Origin of the sequence: Lysinibacillus sp. BNK-21, from assembly GCF_048684915.1 — a bacterium.
Taxonomy (GTDB): Bacteria; Bacillota; Bacilli; order Bacillales_A; family Planococcaceae; genus Lysinibacillus; species Lysinibacillus capsici.
Genome location: NZ_JBLQTS010000001.1, coordinates 3,871,215 through 3,887,257 on the forward strand (window position 1 = coordinate 3,871,215; position 16,043 = coordinate 3,887,257).

Annotated in this window: 15 protein-coding genes; 7 read left to right on the forward strand and 8 right to left on the reverse strand. The window is 38.0% G+C overall.

What is annotated here, in order from left to right; genetic code table 11:
- Window positions 1–280 precede the first annotated feature (280 nt).
- Genes ACMGGO_RS19550 through csaB form a run of 4 tightly spaced genes read left to right on the forward strand, consistent with a single transcriptional unit; the run spans window position 281 to window position 5,587 of the window.
- Entirely contained in the window at window positions 281–1,021 is a 741-nt protein-coding gene (locus ACMGGO_RS19550) for a WecB/TagA/CpsF family glycosyltransferase (protein ID WP_279493895.1), read from the forward strand.
- Window positions 1,018–2,574, forward strand: a complete 1,557-nt coding sequence (locus ACMGGO_RS19555; protein ID WP_387255768.1) for a putative polysaccharide biosynthesis protein — start codon at window positions 1,018–1,020, stop codon at window positions 2,572–2,574. Before ACMGGO_RS19550 ends, ACMGGO_RS19555 begins: the two co-directional genes overlap by 4 nt.
- 20 nt (window positions 2,575–2,594) lie before the next feature.
- Window positions 2,595–4,508: a DUF5693 family protein gene (locus ACMGGO_RS19560; RefSeq protein ID WP_054548721.1), complete on the forward strand. Its 1,914-nt coding sequence runs from the start codon at window positions 2,595–2,597 to the stop codon at window positions 4,506–4,508.
- On the forward strand, window positions 4,508–5,587 hold the full coding sequence (gene csaB, locus ACMGGO_RS19565; RefSeq protein WP_387255772.1) for a polysaccharide pyruvyl transferase CsaB: 1,080 nt from the start codon (window positions 4,508–4,510) through the stop codon (window positions 5,585–5,587). Before ACMGGO_RS19560 ends, csaB begins: the two co-directional genes overlap by 1 nt.
- A 40-nt stretch (window positions 5,588–5,627) precedes the next feature.
- Here csaB and ACMGGO_RS19570 read toward each other — a convergent pair whose 3' ends face one another.
- Together ACMGGO_RS19570 and ACMGGO_RS19575 are read right to left on the reverse strand one after the other, a co-directional pair.
- Window positions 5,628–6,458: a flagellin gene (locus ACMGGO_RS19570; RefSeq protein ID WP_387255774.1), complete on the reverse strand. Its 831-nt coding sequence runs from the start codon at window positions 6,456–6,458 to the stop codon at window positions 5,628–5,630.
- Window positions 6,459–6,630: 172 nt separating this feature from the next.
- Window positions 6,631–7,107, reverse strand: a complete 477-nt coding sequence (locus tag ACMGGO_RS19575; RefSeq protein ID WP_004269498.1) for an IDEAL domain-containing protein — start codon at window positions 7,105–7,107, stop codon at window positions 6,631–6,633.
- Window positions 7,108–7,311: 204 nt separating this feature from the next.
- Between ACMGGO_RS19575 and ACMGGO_RS19580 the strand changes: the two genes are divergently transcribed.
- Both ACMGGO_RS19580 and ACMGGO_RS19585 read left to right on the forward strand, forming a co-directional pair.
- Window positions 7,312–8,886, forward strand: coding sequence for a hypothetical protein (locus ACMGGO_RS19580; RefSeq protein WP_288582625.1), 1,575 nt, complete (start codon window positions 7,312–7,314; stop codon window positions 8,884–8,886).
- Window positions 8,883–11,645: a DEAD/DEAH box helicase gene (locus ACMGGO_RS19585; RefSeq protein ID WP_288582623.1), complete on the forward strand. Its 2,763-nt coding sequence runs from the start codon at window positions 8,883–8,885 to the stop codon at window positions 11,643–11,645. Before ACMGGO_RS19580 ends, ACMGGO_RS19585 begins: the two co-directional genes overlap by 4 nt.
- A gap of 246 nt (window positions 11,646–11,891) precedes the next feature.
- On the opposite strand, the gene ACMGGO_RS19590 is transcribed toward ACMGGO_RS19585, so the two are convergent.
- On the reverse strand, window positions 11,892–12,290 hold the full coding sequence (locus ACMGGO_RS19590) for a single-stranded DNA-binding protein (protein WP_004269495.1): 399 nt from the start codon (window positions 12,288–12,290) through the stop codon (window positions 11,892–11,894).
- A 297-nt stretch (window positions 12,291–12,587) separates the two neighbouring features.
- Here ACMGGO_RS19590 and ACMGGO_RS19595 point away from each other — a divergent pair, with 297 nt between their 5' ends.
- Window positions 12,588–13,013 (forward strand): YwpF family protein, encoded by a 426-nt coding sequence (locus ACMGGO_RS19595; RefSeq protein WP_369579435.1) that lies wholly within the window; start codon window positions 12,588–12,590, stop codon window positions 13,011–13,013.
- Window positions 13,014–13,292: 279 nt separating this feature from the next.
- Here the strand turns inward: ACMGGO_RS19595 and ACMGGO_RS19600 are convergent, their stop codons facing one another.
- From ACMGGO_RS19600 to ACMGGO_RS19620, 5 genes are all read right to left on the reverse strand, one after another.
- Window positions 13,293–13,718 carry a hypothetical protein gene (locus ACMGGO_RS19600; RefSeq protein WP_048395642.1) on the reverse strand — a complete coding sequence of 142 codons (426 nt, stop codon included), beginning with the start codon at window positions 13,716–13,718 and terminating at the stop codon, window positions 13,293–13,295.
- Window positions 13,719–13,826: 108 nt separating this feature from the next.
- Window positions 13,827–14,210, reverse strand: coding sequence for a hypothetical protein (locus ACMGGO_RS19605; RefSeq protein WP_048395640.1), 384 nt, complete (start codon window positions 14,208–14,210; stop codon window positions 13,827–13,829).
- Window positions 14,211–14,357: 147 nt separating this feature from the next.
- Window positions 14,358–14,801: a 3-hydroxyacyl-ACP dehydratase FabZ gene (fabZ, locus tag ACMGGO_RS19610; protein ID WP_420282144.1), complete on the reverse strand. Its 444-nt coding sequence runs from the start codon at window positions 14,799–14,801 to the stop codon at window positions 14,358–14,360.
- Window positions 14,802–14,857: 56 nt separating this feature from the next.
- Window positions 14,858–15,148 carry a DNA-directed RNA polymerase subunit beta gene (locus ACMGGO_RS19615; protein WP_420282145.1) on the reverse strand — a complete coding sequence of 97 codons (291 nt, stop codon included), beginning with the start codon at window positions 15,146–15,148 and terminating at the stop codon, window positions 14,858–14,860.
- Between the two features lie 47 nt (window positions 15,149–15,195).
- Window positions 15,196–16,035, reverse strand: a complete 840-nt coding sequence (locus ACMGGO_RS19620; protein WP_420282146.1) for a flagellar hook-basal body protein — start codon at window positions 16,033–16,035, stop codon at window positions 15,196–15,198.
- Window positions 16,036–16,043: the final 8 nt, after the last annotated feature.

Below are 16,043 nucleotides of genomic sequence, written 5' to 3' on the forward strand. Positions count from 1 at the left end.
TTTATCGCCGAGATGAAAGCGCTATATAATAGAAGAAACTCGAAATTTCAGGATATAATTTTCATACTATTCCCCTAAAATTTAGTAAATTCTACGTCAAAATAGTGTCCTAAAAAAGCTTAATAGGACGATTGCTATACCATGTAAAAATCGTTACTAATAAGAGCTATACTCTAGGTAATCATCGTTAAACCCATTATCGAAAATTTCCTGTCAATATTGCTTTTGTGGTATGATAGATTGCAGTGAAAATGGAATTACAGAAAGGTTTGAACACTATATGAGGCATGTAACGATTATGGGCGTACCCTTTTTACATATTAGTCAACAAGGGTTTGTTGATTTACTCGTTAATCGTATTGAACAGCAAGAAAAAACTTTCGTTGTGACAGCCAATCCTGAAGTTGTCATGCAGGCAAATGAAAATCCAACTGTCATGAATTACTTAAAGCAGGCAACATACATTTGTGCAGATGGCATTGGTGTCGTTAAGGCTGCACAAATCCTTGGAGATTCACTTCCAGAGCGCGTAACTGGCTATGATACGATGGTACGTCTGTTAGAGGTTGGTCAGCAAAAGCATTTTAAAATCTATTTACTAGGTGCTCAAAAGGAAACTATCGAAAAGACGGTTGCCAATATTCATAAGAACTATCCAAACGTTGATGTCGTTGGCTATCATGATGGCTACTTCGACTGGAATAATAATGATTTTGCAAAAGAAATTGCAACTTTACAGCCTGATCTTGTATTTGTGGCATTAGGTGTACCAAGACAGGAAAAATGGATAACAGAAAACCTTGAAAAATTTTCAAAGGGTGTATTTATCGGTGTAGGTGGCTCCTTCGATGTCATCGCTGGTACTGTAAAACGTGCACCAGTAATTTGGCAAAAGTTAAATCTTGAATGGCTCTATCGACTGTTACGCCAGCCGAGTCGGTTTGGAAGAATGCTTGTACTCCCTCGCTTTGCTTTAAAGGTATTTGCATTAAAGCTTAAAGGTCAGGGCAAAACAAAATGAGTCAGTCAACATTTGTTAAAAGTACACTCATCCTGACGATTGCCACCTTACTTTCCAAAGTAATCGGAAGTATCTTCCGTATACCACTTCAAAATATTGCTGGTGATGAAGTACTTGGTATTTTTAGTCTTGTCTATCCTGTTTATATGGTAGCACTTTATTTATCCGTTGCGGGTATCCCTATCGCTATTTCTAAGCTAATAGCCGAAGCTAGGACGAGTCATGATACTGCTAAAATTAAGAAAATTTATGTGACTGCAAGAATCCTTGCATTATCCTTTGGCGTCATTAGTTTTACAATCATTTACGGCTTTTCAGAGCAGATAGCGAATGCACTTGGTGGACCTTCAACAGAGATTGCCTTAATTATTGTTGCCCTTACATTACTGGTAGCCCCCTATATGGCTGTCTATCGTGGATTTTTCCAAGGTTTTGGGGATATGCGACCTACTGCCATTTCTCAAGTGATTGAGCAGTTAGTACGTGTTGCATTAATTTTAATTGTTGCGTATTTCCTAGTAGCAATGGATTATTCAAATGATATCGTAGCTGGTGGAATTATGGCAGGCTCTGTATTAGGAGCCCTCGGTTCACTTTTCTATTTACTCTTTAAATATTTCCGTTCTTCGGTAAAAGTGACGAGTAAGGAGAAATATTCTGGTAAGGATTTCTCTAAATACAGTAAAACCATTTTAAAGATTTCTATTCCCATTGCGATCGGTTCTGTGACAATGGCACTCTTTAACTTTGTTGATTCCTTTACGGTTACATATGGCTTAAGAAGTGCTGGTGCAGATGCGAGTGAGATTAGCTACCTTTATGGTATTTATGGTCGAGGACTAACATTAGTTCAAATTACGACTGTTTTTGCTTCTTCAATTATCTTGCCGCTTGTGCCTTTGATTACAACGAAGCTAGCTGAGCGTAAATTGGATGAAACACGCACTATTATTGAGCAAACTCATCGTATGACACATCTTATTTCATGGCCAGCTGCGATTGGGCTACTAGCCTTAACCTTGCCTTTAAATCTAGCTCTTTTTAAAGACTTAGAGGGAAGCTTAATGTTAGCCATCATCAATCTCAGCTCTGTCTTTACATCACTAACTTTGCTAGGAACAGGTATTCTACAGGGCATGAATGCTGCCAAAACAGGAGCTCTCATTATTTTGAGCGGTGTTGTCCTTAAGGTCTTTTCTAACATCTTCCTTATTCAAGCATTTGGTTTAGATGGTGCTGCCTATGCAACTTTGCTAGTGTATTTTGTGTTATTTATTGTGAATTCTGTCTTTATTTATCGTACGATTCGCTTTACTGTCCTTAGAAAAGATACGGTGAAAATGATTGTGTCTTCAATTGTAATGGGAGCAGCAGTTGGATTACCAACACTTTGGCTTGACTTTACACATTGGTCAAGAATGTCGGCAATGGGCTATCTAACTGTCGCAATCGTAGTTGGTGGAGCTCTTTACTTCCTTCTACTATGGCTGATGAAAGCTATTCATAAACAAGATTTAAAGAAAATCCCTGTTATCGGAAAAAGATTTTCATAAATAAGAGAGGTAGGACACTTATGTCAAAACAGAAATGGCTTTGGGGAATCATTGTTCTTTTACTCGTCGTTTCCTCTACAGGTATTATGAAGAGGTGGAATGCGGAGCAATCGAATGATGCTTATGAGATTGTTATTCCCTATGATGAAATACAAACCGCAGAAAAAAATAGCGACCTAACAATGGATGAAATTCTTTCCTCCTTAAAGGATGCTGGGCTGAATACTGTGAGTCTAGAGCCCTTAACATTAAAGGAAATGGAAAAGCAAAACCTAATTACCGTTTATAAAGAAAGTGAGTTAGCAGCCCAATTATTGTTTACACCTTATAAAGATGCTGTTGATATCACTAATAGCGGCTATTATATTCGAGTGCCTGAAAACGAAAGCTACCAAAAACTGATCATGGAGAGCGTTGAACCAGAGGAAGTACAAATAGGAGAAGAAGCTTTCTATTTCCTTCCTGCTTCTAACCACAATTTTGATTTAAAAACTCCAATTGGCTATGATCAGCCTGCTATTGACATGATTAGTAAGCATGGACTAGCTCACATCTTTAAGGTGGAAAATGCAGATAATGAAGTAGCTAACGAAAAGTTGGTCAATCAATTAGTCGATTTAAAAGAGGCTTCAGCAGGCCGCTTACTTGGTCAAGGTGATGAAGCTATTGGTTTTGGACAAGAAGACGGCAATCAATTAGTTGAAAAATTAAATGATGCTGGCTATTACTTCTACACAATTGAAAGTAACCCACTTAAAGGCGAAAGTAAAATCGCTCAAATGACGGATTACAATATGATTCGTTTGCATAGCATCAATGTCAATAGAGAGACTAAATTAAAGCTAAATGCAAGTATTGACCGTACAACACGAGCTGTCAAAGAGCGTAATATTCGCTCTATTTTCTATCATATTAAAACAACAGGTAATGCCAAAGAAAATGTAGAAGAAACGATTGATTATTTAAATGGTGTGCATGACACAATGCCAGATCATTTCAAAGCAGGTGAACCAAAGCTATTTGATAAAGTAGTAGTGCCAGCTTGGGTCACAGCAGCCGTATTAGTAGCAGGTATTTTATTTACCTTTATCATTTCAGAATTAGTAAAATGGATGCCTCTTCGTATCGCAGCAGCTGGCTTTATGGCTGTACTAGCAATTGCGTACTTTATCCTGAAAAGTACTCTGTTTTTACAAGCATTTGCACTCATTATTGCAGTCCTTGCACCAACCTATGCAGTCATCAAATCAGCGCAAGGTTCTACGAAGGTGTCTAACATATTGATCCAATACTTAAAGGCAGTAGCAATTAGTGTAATTGGCATTGTTATTGTCATTGGCTTATTGAATGGTAATGCCTTTATGACAGGCTTTGCTGTATTTAAAGGGGTTAAGCTTGTTTATCTTATTCCCATTATGGGTGTTTTACTATTTACAGTGATTGAGATAAACCGACTAGCTGAACAAAACATTAAGAACTCTTTATCAAATACGGTAACATTGTTAAATAAAGAATTAAAATATTGGCATGTGCTACTACTCGTTGTGTTGGCAGGTGTCGGATTATTTTACATTAGCCGAACAGGTAACTCTGGCTCTGTAAGTGATATGGAATTAGCCTTTAGACAATGGCTAGAAAATACATTGTATGTTCGACCAAGAACAAAGGAATTTTTAATTGGTTTCCCATTCTTCATTTTAGCGCTATATGTAATGGGTATTAATCGAAAATGGGGAAGTATTCTCCTAGTACCAGGTGTTATCGGTTTCTTATCCATCATGAATACATTTACCCATCTACACATCCCAGTAGCTGTTTCTGTATTACGTACACTATACAGTGTATCTCTAGGTCTTGTAGTAGGACTTGTGTTTATCCTAATCTTCAAAATCGGTTATCGTTGGGTTTCTAAGGCAATCGCGAGGTGGTCATAATGCACGTTGTTTTATCTGGCTATTATGGATTTGATAATGTCGGAGATGATGCCATTCTACTGTCCATTATCCAATCTTTAAAAAAGTGGCAAAGTGATATAGAAATCACGGTATTATCTAATAATCCAGCAGCTACTGAGCAAACATATGGTGTCAAAGCCATTAACCGTTGGAAAATGAAAGAAATTCGTCAATTACTTAAAACAGCAGATGGACTGATTAGTGGTGGCGGTAGTCTCATGCAGGATCAAACAGGCATGAAAACGATTCCTTACTATGCGGGCGTTATTCAAATCGCAAAATGGTTGAAGAAGCCAGTATTTGTTTACGCCCAAGGTATGGGCCCGATTAATCACCCACTTAGTAAATTTATTGTTCGTACAGTTTTTAATAAGGTCGAACAAATAACAGTCAGAGATAGAGCCTCTCTAGCTCTTTTAACAGAGATCGGTGTGCGAAAAGAAACAAAGATCGTACCAGATCCTGTTATGGGACTTAACGGTAATGATTTTCATTGTGAGTGGCTAGAAAATATCTCTTTGTCAGCCGATAGCTATATCTCTGTAAGCGTTCGAGATTGGCCATCCGCTGTTGCCTACAAGGAAAAAATTGCACACAGCCTAGATGAATTAGTACGTCAGGGTGAGCAAATCGTTTTCCTGCCTATGCATGGTGAGCATGATTTTATTACTTCACAGGAAGTAGCAGCACTTATGAAGGAAAAGAGCTTGATTGCTCCTGCTGATTTATCTATTGAAGAAAAAATCGCAGTGATTGGTCAATCTCAACTATTAATAGGTATGCGACTGCACTCCTTAATTTTCTCGGCAATCTATGCAACACCGTTTATTGCCATTTCGTATGATCCGAAAATTGATGCGTTTGCTGATATCGTTGATCAGCCTGTCATCGGTCATGTCGAGGTTGATGATTGGAATGGTGTAACATTGTTTGAACAAGCTGTAGCAATTCTTGAATCCTATACAACAGTTCAAGAAAAATTGCGCCAGGCTGTCATCCCATTGCAAGATGAAGCAACTGCAACTGCTAAATTAGCAATTGATGCTTTGTCAAAATAAACATTAAAAAATGATGAATTTCAATTAACATTGAAATTCATCATTTTTTTCCTACTTCTAATAATTTTAAAATGGACTGGGCCTGTTGCATATGCATGGCTAAAACATATTGACCTGCTTGCATTAAAATTTGCGCCTTCACCATATTCATCATCTCTTTTGCGATATCTGCATCTCGAATACGAGACTCTGCTGCTTGTAAATTCTCTGCCGTGTTCACATTAGCATTATAGGCATGTTCCAAGCGGTTCTGATAGGCACCAAGACGTGAGCGTTCATTGGAAACACGTTTTAAGGCTTCATCCATTGAAGACATAGCTTTTTCCGCATCCTCACGAGTAGCAATAGAAGCATACTTCAACCCAAGCTCCTCGGACCCCATCCCATTGATAAATAATTCGATACTCTGTCCTGCATTGGCGCCTGCTTGAATCTTGATGCCATTTGTTTCATAATCCCCATTAAGTAATGTCTTCGTATTAAATTCTGTATCGGTTGATGTCCGCTGGATTTCCTTTTTTAATTCTTGAAATTCCAAATCTAATTTTTTACGATCATCATCTGTTAATGTATCATTGGCTGCCTCCACTGCTAACTCACGCATACGCTGAATCATGGCATGTGTCTCATTCAGTGCCCCCTCTGCCGTCTGCACAAGCGAAATACCATCCTGTATATTCTTAGCTGCCATATTCAAGCCACGAATTTGAGCACGCATTTTTTCAGAAATCGCCAGTCCAGCTGGATCATCCGTTGCACTATTAATTCGATATCCGGAAGAAATTCGTAGCATGGCTTTACTCATCGCCCCATAATGACGATTCATATTATTCAGGATTGCCATCCCTGTTGCTGACCACTTACCAAGCATAATTTCACCACCTTCTTGTTTTTATATCGGTCCAACATCTCATCTATTGACCTTAATATTGGAAATGGTTTCTAATTTTTTATGTGTTTTTAACATTTTATAGTTGATTAACTACATAATAAAAGCACCTGCTTGTCATTTATGATAAGTAGGTGCTTACTGGACATTCCATCTATTCAATTTTGAAACCCCCAAGTTGATGGCTCTTTTGCTGTAGCAATTCGAAAAAGAGTTCTTTATCATTCTCTAGTAATGCCTGATCAATCAAATGATCCAAATTTTTCTCCTCTAACTCTGCAATAAGCTGATCGATTTCACCAACCGTCACAGTAGAAACCATCGGAATTTGTTGCTTTGGTGTAGCGCTTTCAAGTATTGGTGCTAGATGCTCATGAACATTAGTAATAAGCAATAGTTGATAAAGTGGTAACCGAATAAAGCGATTTCCTTTTTGGAAAACAAAAACCTCAGATAAGTTTTCAATCTGCTGTGTCTTCATGTTGATGATCATCTCTTTACCTTCTATGGGAATGAAATGGAAAATCTCATTCTCTTTTAAAATAGAGAAATATTGATAAGCAAATACGAGACGTAATTTATCTCCAGTAACTTTTGTGTAAAACGGCTTCATGTATTGAACTTGCATCATCCTTCATCCCTCCCTAGTTATCTGATTATTCAGATTTTAACACAAATCAAAAGCCTTGTTAACTATCTTTACCTCATTTTTTTCTTTCTGATCATTCAGCTTATCATTACTGCATTTTAATCGTATAATGGAAGGACAGTCTTTTTTTCCTTTTTACAATTAACAATGTTAACTATAGCCATACATGATGAAAGGAGTGAGGTTATGGCATTGTCTATATCGCAATTAGCTAAGGAACATCAAGCATTTGTGCTGACTAAATTAAAAGAAGCTGAACAAGGGTTACATCCTTCCTCTACCGAAGATGAGGAACTAGTGCGCCGTGCTGTCTTTTCAGTAAGGAATAAGTCCATTGTTTTTGAACGATTTAATGGAGCAAGTTCTATATTATATGCAAGTGTTCAAGATGTCAGACCCGCTTCTGTTGAAATTGATTTTTCAAAGGAAGAGCTACATTGTAGCTGTCCTCAAGCAAAATGGTGTCGACATCAAATAGGTGCTTTACTCGCTCTCTACCAATATTTTGATTCTGTTCAAAATTGGTCGAGTGCTTGGCGTGCACAAAAATCTGTTCAATTAAAATCTTTAGCAGATGAGCGCAGCCCACAAAGCTGGTCGATGATGGTGGATGAGGTGATGAAACGATTATTACCACCTGGGCGCATACTAGAAGGTTATGGGCTTTCCGCTGTAAGAACTGATGCTTTGGAGCGTCTTCGTCGACATATGCCCTTTGAGCGTGAATGGCAACCTCTTTATAAGCTCTATATGGAGCTAACCATTTTTAATTCGATATGGCGACATTTAAATGAAACACCTGGACATTCGTTAGATTCACCTTATATGAAATATTTTATCGAACAAAGCACGCAATCTTTTGAGAGCATTCTTACAGAGCTTTCTAATCGATCACGACTATTTGCGACAGATCCATTTTATGATGCCATCCAAGAGCTAGTAAGAGAATTTTTATTAGAAAGACAAGGGCTTTTTGCCAATCGCCTTCGTCTATATATGCTACTATGGGCAGTACTTTTTTATGAGAAGCCTCGTCGTGAACAGGAATTGGCATTTATAAATAATCTTGTTCACTCTTCAGCAGAAATTTCTCTACAATCACTAAAATTATTATTTTATGTGCTATTACAGAAAGAGGATTTACTGCTTGAAAAGTTGGCACAGGTTGATTTACCACAAATGCAGGATTTGTTTGAACTAGCTACTTTTGCCCAACGTGCTGGAGAGTCCAATTCATTAGCAGTCATTTTACGAGCAATTTTACCTTTGACTGAAGTGTTTCTACAGGAGGTCGTTCCAGTCGTTCAGCGTGCCCAATACGTAAGGCAATTCCAACTTTTATTTGACGAGATTCAGCTTTCGGAGGAAGAGGAAGCAACGCTGTATAGTGCCTTTGGTGTGTATGGACTACAGCCGTTCTCAAGTTTTTTAATTAAAAAAGGTCGCTATCGGGAATGGGCAGCTCTGCATCAACTAAACCCATCATCCCTCTCTTACTTAGAAATGTGTGGATTAAAGGATGTATTACAGGTTGAACCTGCAACTGTTTTACCTTTATATCATGTCTATGCAATGGCTGAAATTGCGCAAAAATCACGCTTAAATTATAAACAGGCTGTGCGTATTTGGAAAAGTATGCGTAGCGCTGCAAAGCGAGCTGGTAAAGCAGCTTATTTTGAAACATATATGCAAACCATTCGTGCAGAATATAAACGACTACGTGCGTTACAAGAAGAAATTGAGAAAGGAAACTTAGTATGATGACAATAAATGCTCCTTCCCCTTTTTCCAAAACACAACAGCTCCGTATTGAAGTAGCTCGGGAAGGATATTTTACGTTGCAGGGTTTTACTGCAAATGGTACAACAATCGATGTTGATACATTAATTTCTTCGCTATTCTTTACTTATGAGGCAAACGTTTATGGATTATTAACAAATCGAGCAGATTTTACAATTCAAGTTTCTACAGCTGAGTTACTCGATATTTTTTCAACAAGCTTCCAGCACCCTTTCATCAATTGGAGTGGTGTAAATGAAGAAAGTATAGAATGGTTAAAAAAAGTTTACGCATTACAAGCATACTGGCAAGAGCCATCACTTTGGTCACATGCCGTGATTGCAGATGATTTTTCATCATTAACTTTCCCTATTGATCATATAGATTCAGCATTATTGGAAACAGCTGTACAGCAGAAGCTTTCACAGGTTGGGCTAATACTAACTGATTTACCAAAGTTATTACCCTTTTTCCTACGTGGAGGCTGGCCATTGGATCAAGCTCGTCAAGCTGGAGCTGTTTCCGTTTCTTTACGGTTAAGTGAGCCAGAAGAAGATGCCGATGTATGGTTATTAGAAACGGTGCTAAGCACTGCTACAACGAAAAACTACTGGACACCTGCTATTCGTAAACAATCCTTACCTATTGAAGAAGCACTACCTACAAAGTGGCGAATGTTTGCGACTGAAATTAAGCAGCAACAACAGCAAATTGTAGAACTTCTATCCACCGATACGATCAATAGTGATATCTTTATTCGTGTGACACTGGAAGATTTAGAAGTTCGCTCTTTTTTACGGGAAGATCTTGCTAGATTGCAGGCACTTGGTTTTGATGTTGTGCTGCCAGCATGGCTAAAGGATTTAAAACAATCCAAAATCCGAGTACGCGTTACAACTAGCAATGTTTCAACAAGGAAGGTAGCAGGTTTAGATGATATTTTAACGTTTAAATGGCAGTTTTCTATGAACGGACAAACGATTTCAGCTGAGCAATTTAAAAAACTTGTGGATGAGAAACGTGAATTTATTCGTATTGGTACTGAATGGTTCCGAGTAGATGCTAATTGGATGCAAGAAATGCGTGAATTGATGCAACAGGCAGAAGATGAAAGTTGGACTGTTCGAGAATTATTATTTAGGGAGTTACCAGAAGACCTGTCTGCCCCTCTTGAGGAAGAAGATGCAGATGATGCACTGAGAGATGATCCAATCTTTGCATTGGAAATGCAACAATCATTAAAAGCATACATGGAGCAACTTTTGGAGAAGAAAGGCTTACCTGCCGTCTCGATTCCATTGTCCCTACAAACCGAATTACGCCCTTATCAATTAGAAGGCTTTGAATGGTTAGTCTTTATGCGCCAACAAGGTTTCGGTGCATGTCTAGCTGATGATATGGGACTTGGAAAAACGGTTCAATTGATTACCTATTTGCTCCATATTTATGAGTCATCAACTTACACAAAGCCATCCATCATTATTTGTCCCACTTCAGTACTTGGGAACTGGCAAAAAGAACTTGCTCGATTTGCCCCGTCCCTGATTGTGCATACACATTATCAAGCAAATCGAGCAAAGGATGAAGAGTTTAAAAAGCTAGTGACAGCAGAAAGGCCACATGTCATTTTATCAACCTATGGTACTGTGTCACAGGATACTGAATTTTTACAGGATATCGAATGGGCAACGGTAGTACTTGATGAAGCACAAAACATTAAAAATATGCAAACATTACAATCGAAAGCCATTCGTAAATTGCTAGGTGACCATCACATAGCTCTTACTGGGACACCTGTAGAAAATCGTTTATCTGAGTTATGGGCTATTTTTGATTTCATTCATAAGGGCTATCTAGGTAGTTTTGGTCGCTTCAATGAAGAATTTATTTTGCCTATTGAACGAGACGAATCAGAGTCGCATAAGCAGAAGCTTCGAGCTAAAATTCAGCCATTCTTATTGCGTCGTACAAAGCGAGATCCACATTTACAGCTTAACTTACCAGATAAGCTAGAATCGAATGAATATTGTCCATTAACAACAGAGCAAGCTTCACTCTATGAGGGCTATATTTTAGAAACGCTTGATCAGCTGGAGCAGTTAACAGGCTTTCAAAAAAAGGGACGCGTCTTAAAGATGCTCAGTAAATTAAAGCAACTATGTAATCATCCTGCCTTATATTTAAAGGAACCTTTCGAGGATGCCGAAACAATGCTTGCGCGTTCGACTAAACTAGAGCGCATTGTACAAATGGCAGCTGAGATTGTGGACAATGGAGAGCAATGTCTCATCTTTACACAATATATTGGAATGGGACAATTGCTACAACATTGCTTTAGTGAAATATATAATGTAGATGCACCGTTTTTAACTGGTGCCATGCCTAAGCAGCAGCGAGACCGCTTAGTAGAGGCTTTCCAGGCAGGAGATTTCCCTATATTTATCCTTTCTTTGAAAGCTGGTGGAACAGGACTTAATTTAACAGCAGCTAATCATGTTTTACATGCAGATCGCTGGTGGAATCCTGCTGTTGAAAACCAAGCGACCGATCGAGCATATCGAATCGGACAGACACAATTTGTGCAGGTCCATAAGTTTGTGACAATTGGCACGATCGAGGAAAAAATTGATAAGATGCTGGTGCAGAAATCTGCATTATCCGAAGAGCTTATTCAATCAAGCCAGTGGTTGACCGAGTTAGAAGATCAAGAACTCCGCGATTTAATAACATTAGATATATAATAATGAGATGCGCCAAGAGCAAATAGTTCTTGGCGCTCTTTTAGTGGAACTTGCTACTTCTTTTCCCTACTTACTTCATCATTTGTATTTAGTTGTATTGAAAATTCCATTGCTGTGCGGTCTTCAGCAATGTTTTTTATTTGTGTTCCACATCATTCCTTTCTGTTTGTTACGGTGCAAGAAATATAAGGAGAATGGCGGATCAGACAATGAATGTTCTCTTGCCCCGTATGTAAGCTATACTTGCTAAGGTAAAACAAAATCCTTTAAGTGTTCCTGTTCATTCGGTGGCTGTGGCGGTATAGTAACTGCTTCGTCACTATCTCTTTGTTTAAGTTGATAAAATCTAACATCCTCAACCACTATCTCTGTCATAAAAATCTTAGTGCTTTCCTCATTTACAAATGACCTTGTTTGAATACGGCCAGTGGCACCGATTAATGAACCTTTACCGCAATATTTAACGATATTCTCTGCAAGCCTTCCCCAAGCTGTACAGAATACAAAATCTGTATCTACTTCCCCTTGATTGTTTTTAAAATTACGATTAATGGCTAGTGAGAAATGAGTTTGCACACGATTTCCAGATAAGTAACGTAATACCGGGTCTTTTGTAAACCTTCCAACCAATCCGACTTGATTCATTCATTCACCTCCTTTGCTTTTGATTGCTCTCATCTTACAAAATGATTCCGACATTCGCAAAAATCGATATTGTTAATTTCCTTCAGTTTTTGTGCATAAATTAGGTAAATTAGCATTTTTATTTTTCTATTTTTTGTTAATTTTCTAGCTGAATGCTTTAGGCTGTAATGGCAAATGCTATTTCATGAAATCTGCAATTTCGCAGTTTTTGAAAAACCGTCACAAGTGCGCATCACAAACAACTGCTGCCTCATGTGTTATACTAAAAGAATGACAGACTTAGGAGGAATATACATATTGAAAACCTTTAAAATGCTTTCCTTTGACCTTGTCACAAAAGATGGCGTGCAACCATTCCCTTTAATCGATGGCATCATTATTAATCAGGAAAATAGCCATCAATCTTGGGTACTTGAATTGTTTATGGAAAAACAATATCGCTCAACCTTTGATGAGCTCTTAGCAAATGCTACAGTCTTCAATGTACGTGCAGTTATTTCATTTCCAGATAATGAACCCGCTCCTTTTCAGGTGATCGTACATACTGTTGAAGAAATCGGTAATCATGTTTCAGTCCTATTAAAAGGTACGCTTAAAATTAAACGATCAAAATATGCAGAACAATTACTTTCTGAGCTACTTTCTGAGGGTGTTTCTTTAGAGGATTTACTGGATCGCTTTACACAAGATATGAAAAAGCGACCAAAATTAAAAAATGACTGACGATGCGAATTTTTGCATCGTTTTTTTTATTGGACAAGCAGTAATTTTTTTGTACAATACAATTTGAAAAAGGAGGGTTTCATTTGGTGGTTGCTATGAGGGGGAGGCCTTTAAGGCTGTTGGAGATGTTCGTTTTGTCATTATAGGAGTATAGGAATTTTCTCAGGGCCATGCTTGATTAGTGATTAGTTACTCTTCATGAGTATTCTGCTTCTGGCATTTCCCGCTTACATGGGTATAAAAAAGAGTGTTTTCCGCAGAGGAAACACTCTTTTTATGTTATCGGTTATTCATACCATCACGGTATTTTTCAGTGTTGTTTACTTTATCGTCGACAACATCATTATTATTGTTACCGTTCATGTTGTCATTACGTTCAACACCATTTACACCGTTTGCATTTGGTGTGTTGTCATAGCCGTTTGTGCTGTTGATATCGGCATTTGAACCAGGTGTTGTTGCTTCAGGTAATGTTGTATTATCGTTAACAGTACCTCGATCTACACCATTCCCATTTACATTATTGCGATCGTATGCATCGTCACGATTATTCGGATCTAATGCGTCCTCGACATCGTCGACTCCTCGACGTACGTCATTCTCGACTTCTCGAACAGGGTGATCTTCTACTGCATTATTTCCCCAGTTACAACCTCCAAGGAATGCAGTTGCAAGAATGATGGTTAAAAATGACATTTTCCACATAGTAAAAAACCTCCTTTCTTGGTACTATGTCATCAAATACATCTACTGTATTTGTGATCCTACATAGATTGCCCGAGAAAGGAGGGAACTATCCGATTTTTGTACAAACTATTTTTGTTTTTCTTTTAATAACTGTTCAATATATGCTGCCTCTGCTTTACAGTCGTAGCTATAGTTTGTGCCTAGCTCTTTTTGCAATGCCTCGATTGTTTCGACTTGCTGTGCTGTTGGTTCTTCATTTAAAATTTTGGCAATAACCTCATCGATTTTTTGTGCCATTTCTTCATGAAACTGTGCGCTCATCAATGTATCAGCAGGGATTTTTTCGATCCACGCGGCATTCTCCTGAAAATAAGTCTGCCAGTTTGCAATGAAGTCTTCCATGGAAAAGCGCTCTTCATCCCAACCAATACTTGCTAAGTATGTTTCAAAAGATGTTGAAATCGAACGAGTAATGCTAATTTTAATACCTGAAGACAATTCCTTATACATCTTAATAATCCTCCTACGTTTGTAAAACCTAAAAATTACATCTATTTCAATTCACAATCGCTTATTTACCATCGCAATTTAAGAACCTACTAATCAATTTTTGACTTGACTTTATCTATTTTATATCTTTTGGTCTACAAATGCAAATTAAGCTTGTTTAGGCTGTTCAGGCCCAATTGCAAATAGAATATCGGCTTCACATACAAGTTCTCCATCTACAGTTGCTACACCATGACCTTTACCCATTGCGCCACGAAGTTTTACAAATTCTACTTCCAATTTAAGTTGGTCGCCAGGTACGACTTGACGCTTGAAACGACAATTATCAATACCCGTTAAAAACGCTAAACGACCCTTAAATTCTTCAGCATTTAATAAAGCCACTCCACCTACTTGAGCTAAAGCTTCCACAATTAACACACCTGGCATAACTGGATAACCTGGGAAGTGCCCATTAAAAAAATCTTCGTTAATTGAAACGTTTTTTAATCCTACTGCACGTTTCCCTTCTTCTAATTCAATGATGCGATCGACGAATAAAAAAGGATAGCGGTGTGGTAAAATTGCTTGAATTTGTTCTGCAGTTAACATGTCATTTCCCCCTCAAAAATAAAGTATGTATACACAAAGTAAGGTAAAGAATAATGTTATTCTTTACCATTCATAATATCAAATATATGCTGCCATGTTTCTCGTTTAAAAATATCCATAGCATTGCCTTCTCCAATAACGCTAAAGCCAAACATTGCGCCTAATGCTGCGGCAACAACGACTAAAATGAGAATAATTACAATGCGTAACCAAATCGGAATCAGTCGGATTTGCACCCATCGAACCTCGCGTTGCTCTCCAGTCGAGCGGCGTTCTTTCTTTTCTGGTTGCGGTTGCGTATCGGTTTCTTGTGTCGGCACAGAACGTCGACGTGAATCGTTTGTCATAGATTGTACTCCTCTTCATTCCTTACTATGCGTTTTTGGATAACTTCCTATCGAATGCCATTAATTAGTCCTAGCATTTGATCTGCTAATGTCACCGCTCTTGCGTTGAATTGATAAGAACGTTGTGTTTGAATAAGTTCTGTCATTTCTTTCGAGAGGTTAACATTGGACATTTCTAGTGTACCACTTTGCATGCCAATTTGCTGACGGTTGGCTCCCACAAGCTCTGTCAAAACTTCTGCCTGCGTATAGCCAAGTTCAGCTAAATTATTAGGTAATCCTATATAAGAACCGGCAACATGCTCCATTAATTGCGGCTTTTGGAATTCTGTTACAGCTAAATCCGTACGAATAATATCCCCATTTGGATAAGATGCTTCTAATACCCCACTATCTCGAACAGCAAACTTTTGAACCGTGTCTGGTAATGTAATAGCTTGTCCTGCAGCATTAGCTACTGGATAACCCTCTGCTGTTACAAGCATAACTGTTCCATTATTCAATGGAGATAAATAAAAGTCACCTTGTCGAGTATACACTGTTTCAGTTCCATTTTCACCATCTGGCATCAAAATATTGAAATATTGTTTCGCTTTTGTGAAAGCTAAGTCTAAATCACGATTAGTTGTTTGTAATGAACCTTGCTTTTCATTGGATTTAATTTGCCCAATCATTGCGCCAGATCCATAGCGAATACCAACAGGTGTTTGTCGTTCTGCACGATCCTGCTTATCATTATTAAATTGCTGATAAAGTAATTCATTAAAGGATGCTTCCTTTGTTTTATAGCCTGTTGTATTACTGTTAGCAATGTTATTACTAATGGTATCCAGTTTGTTTTGTAATTGCCCCATTGTGTTTGTAGCTGTAATCATTGTACGTAGCATTGATAAAA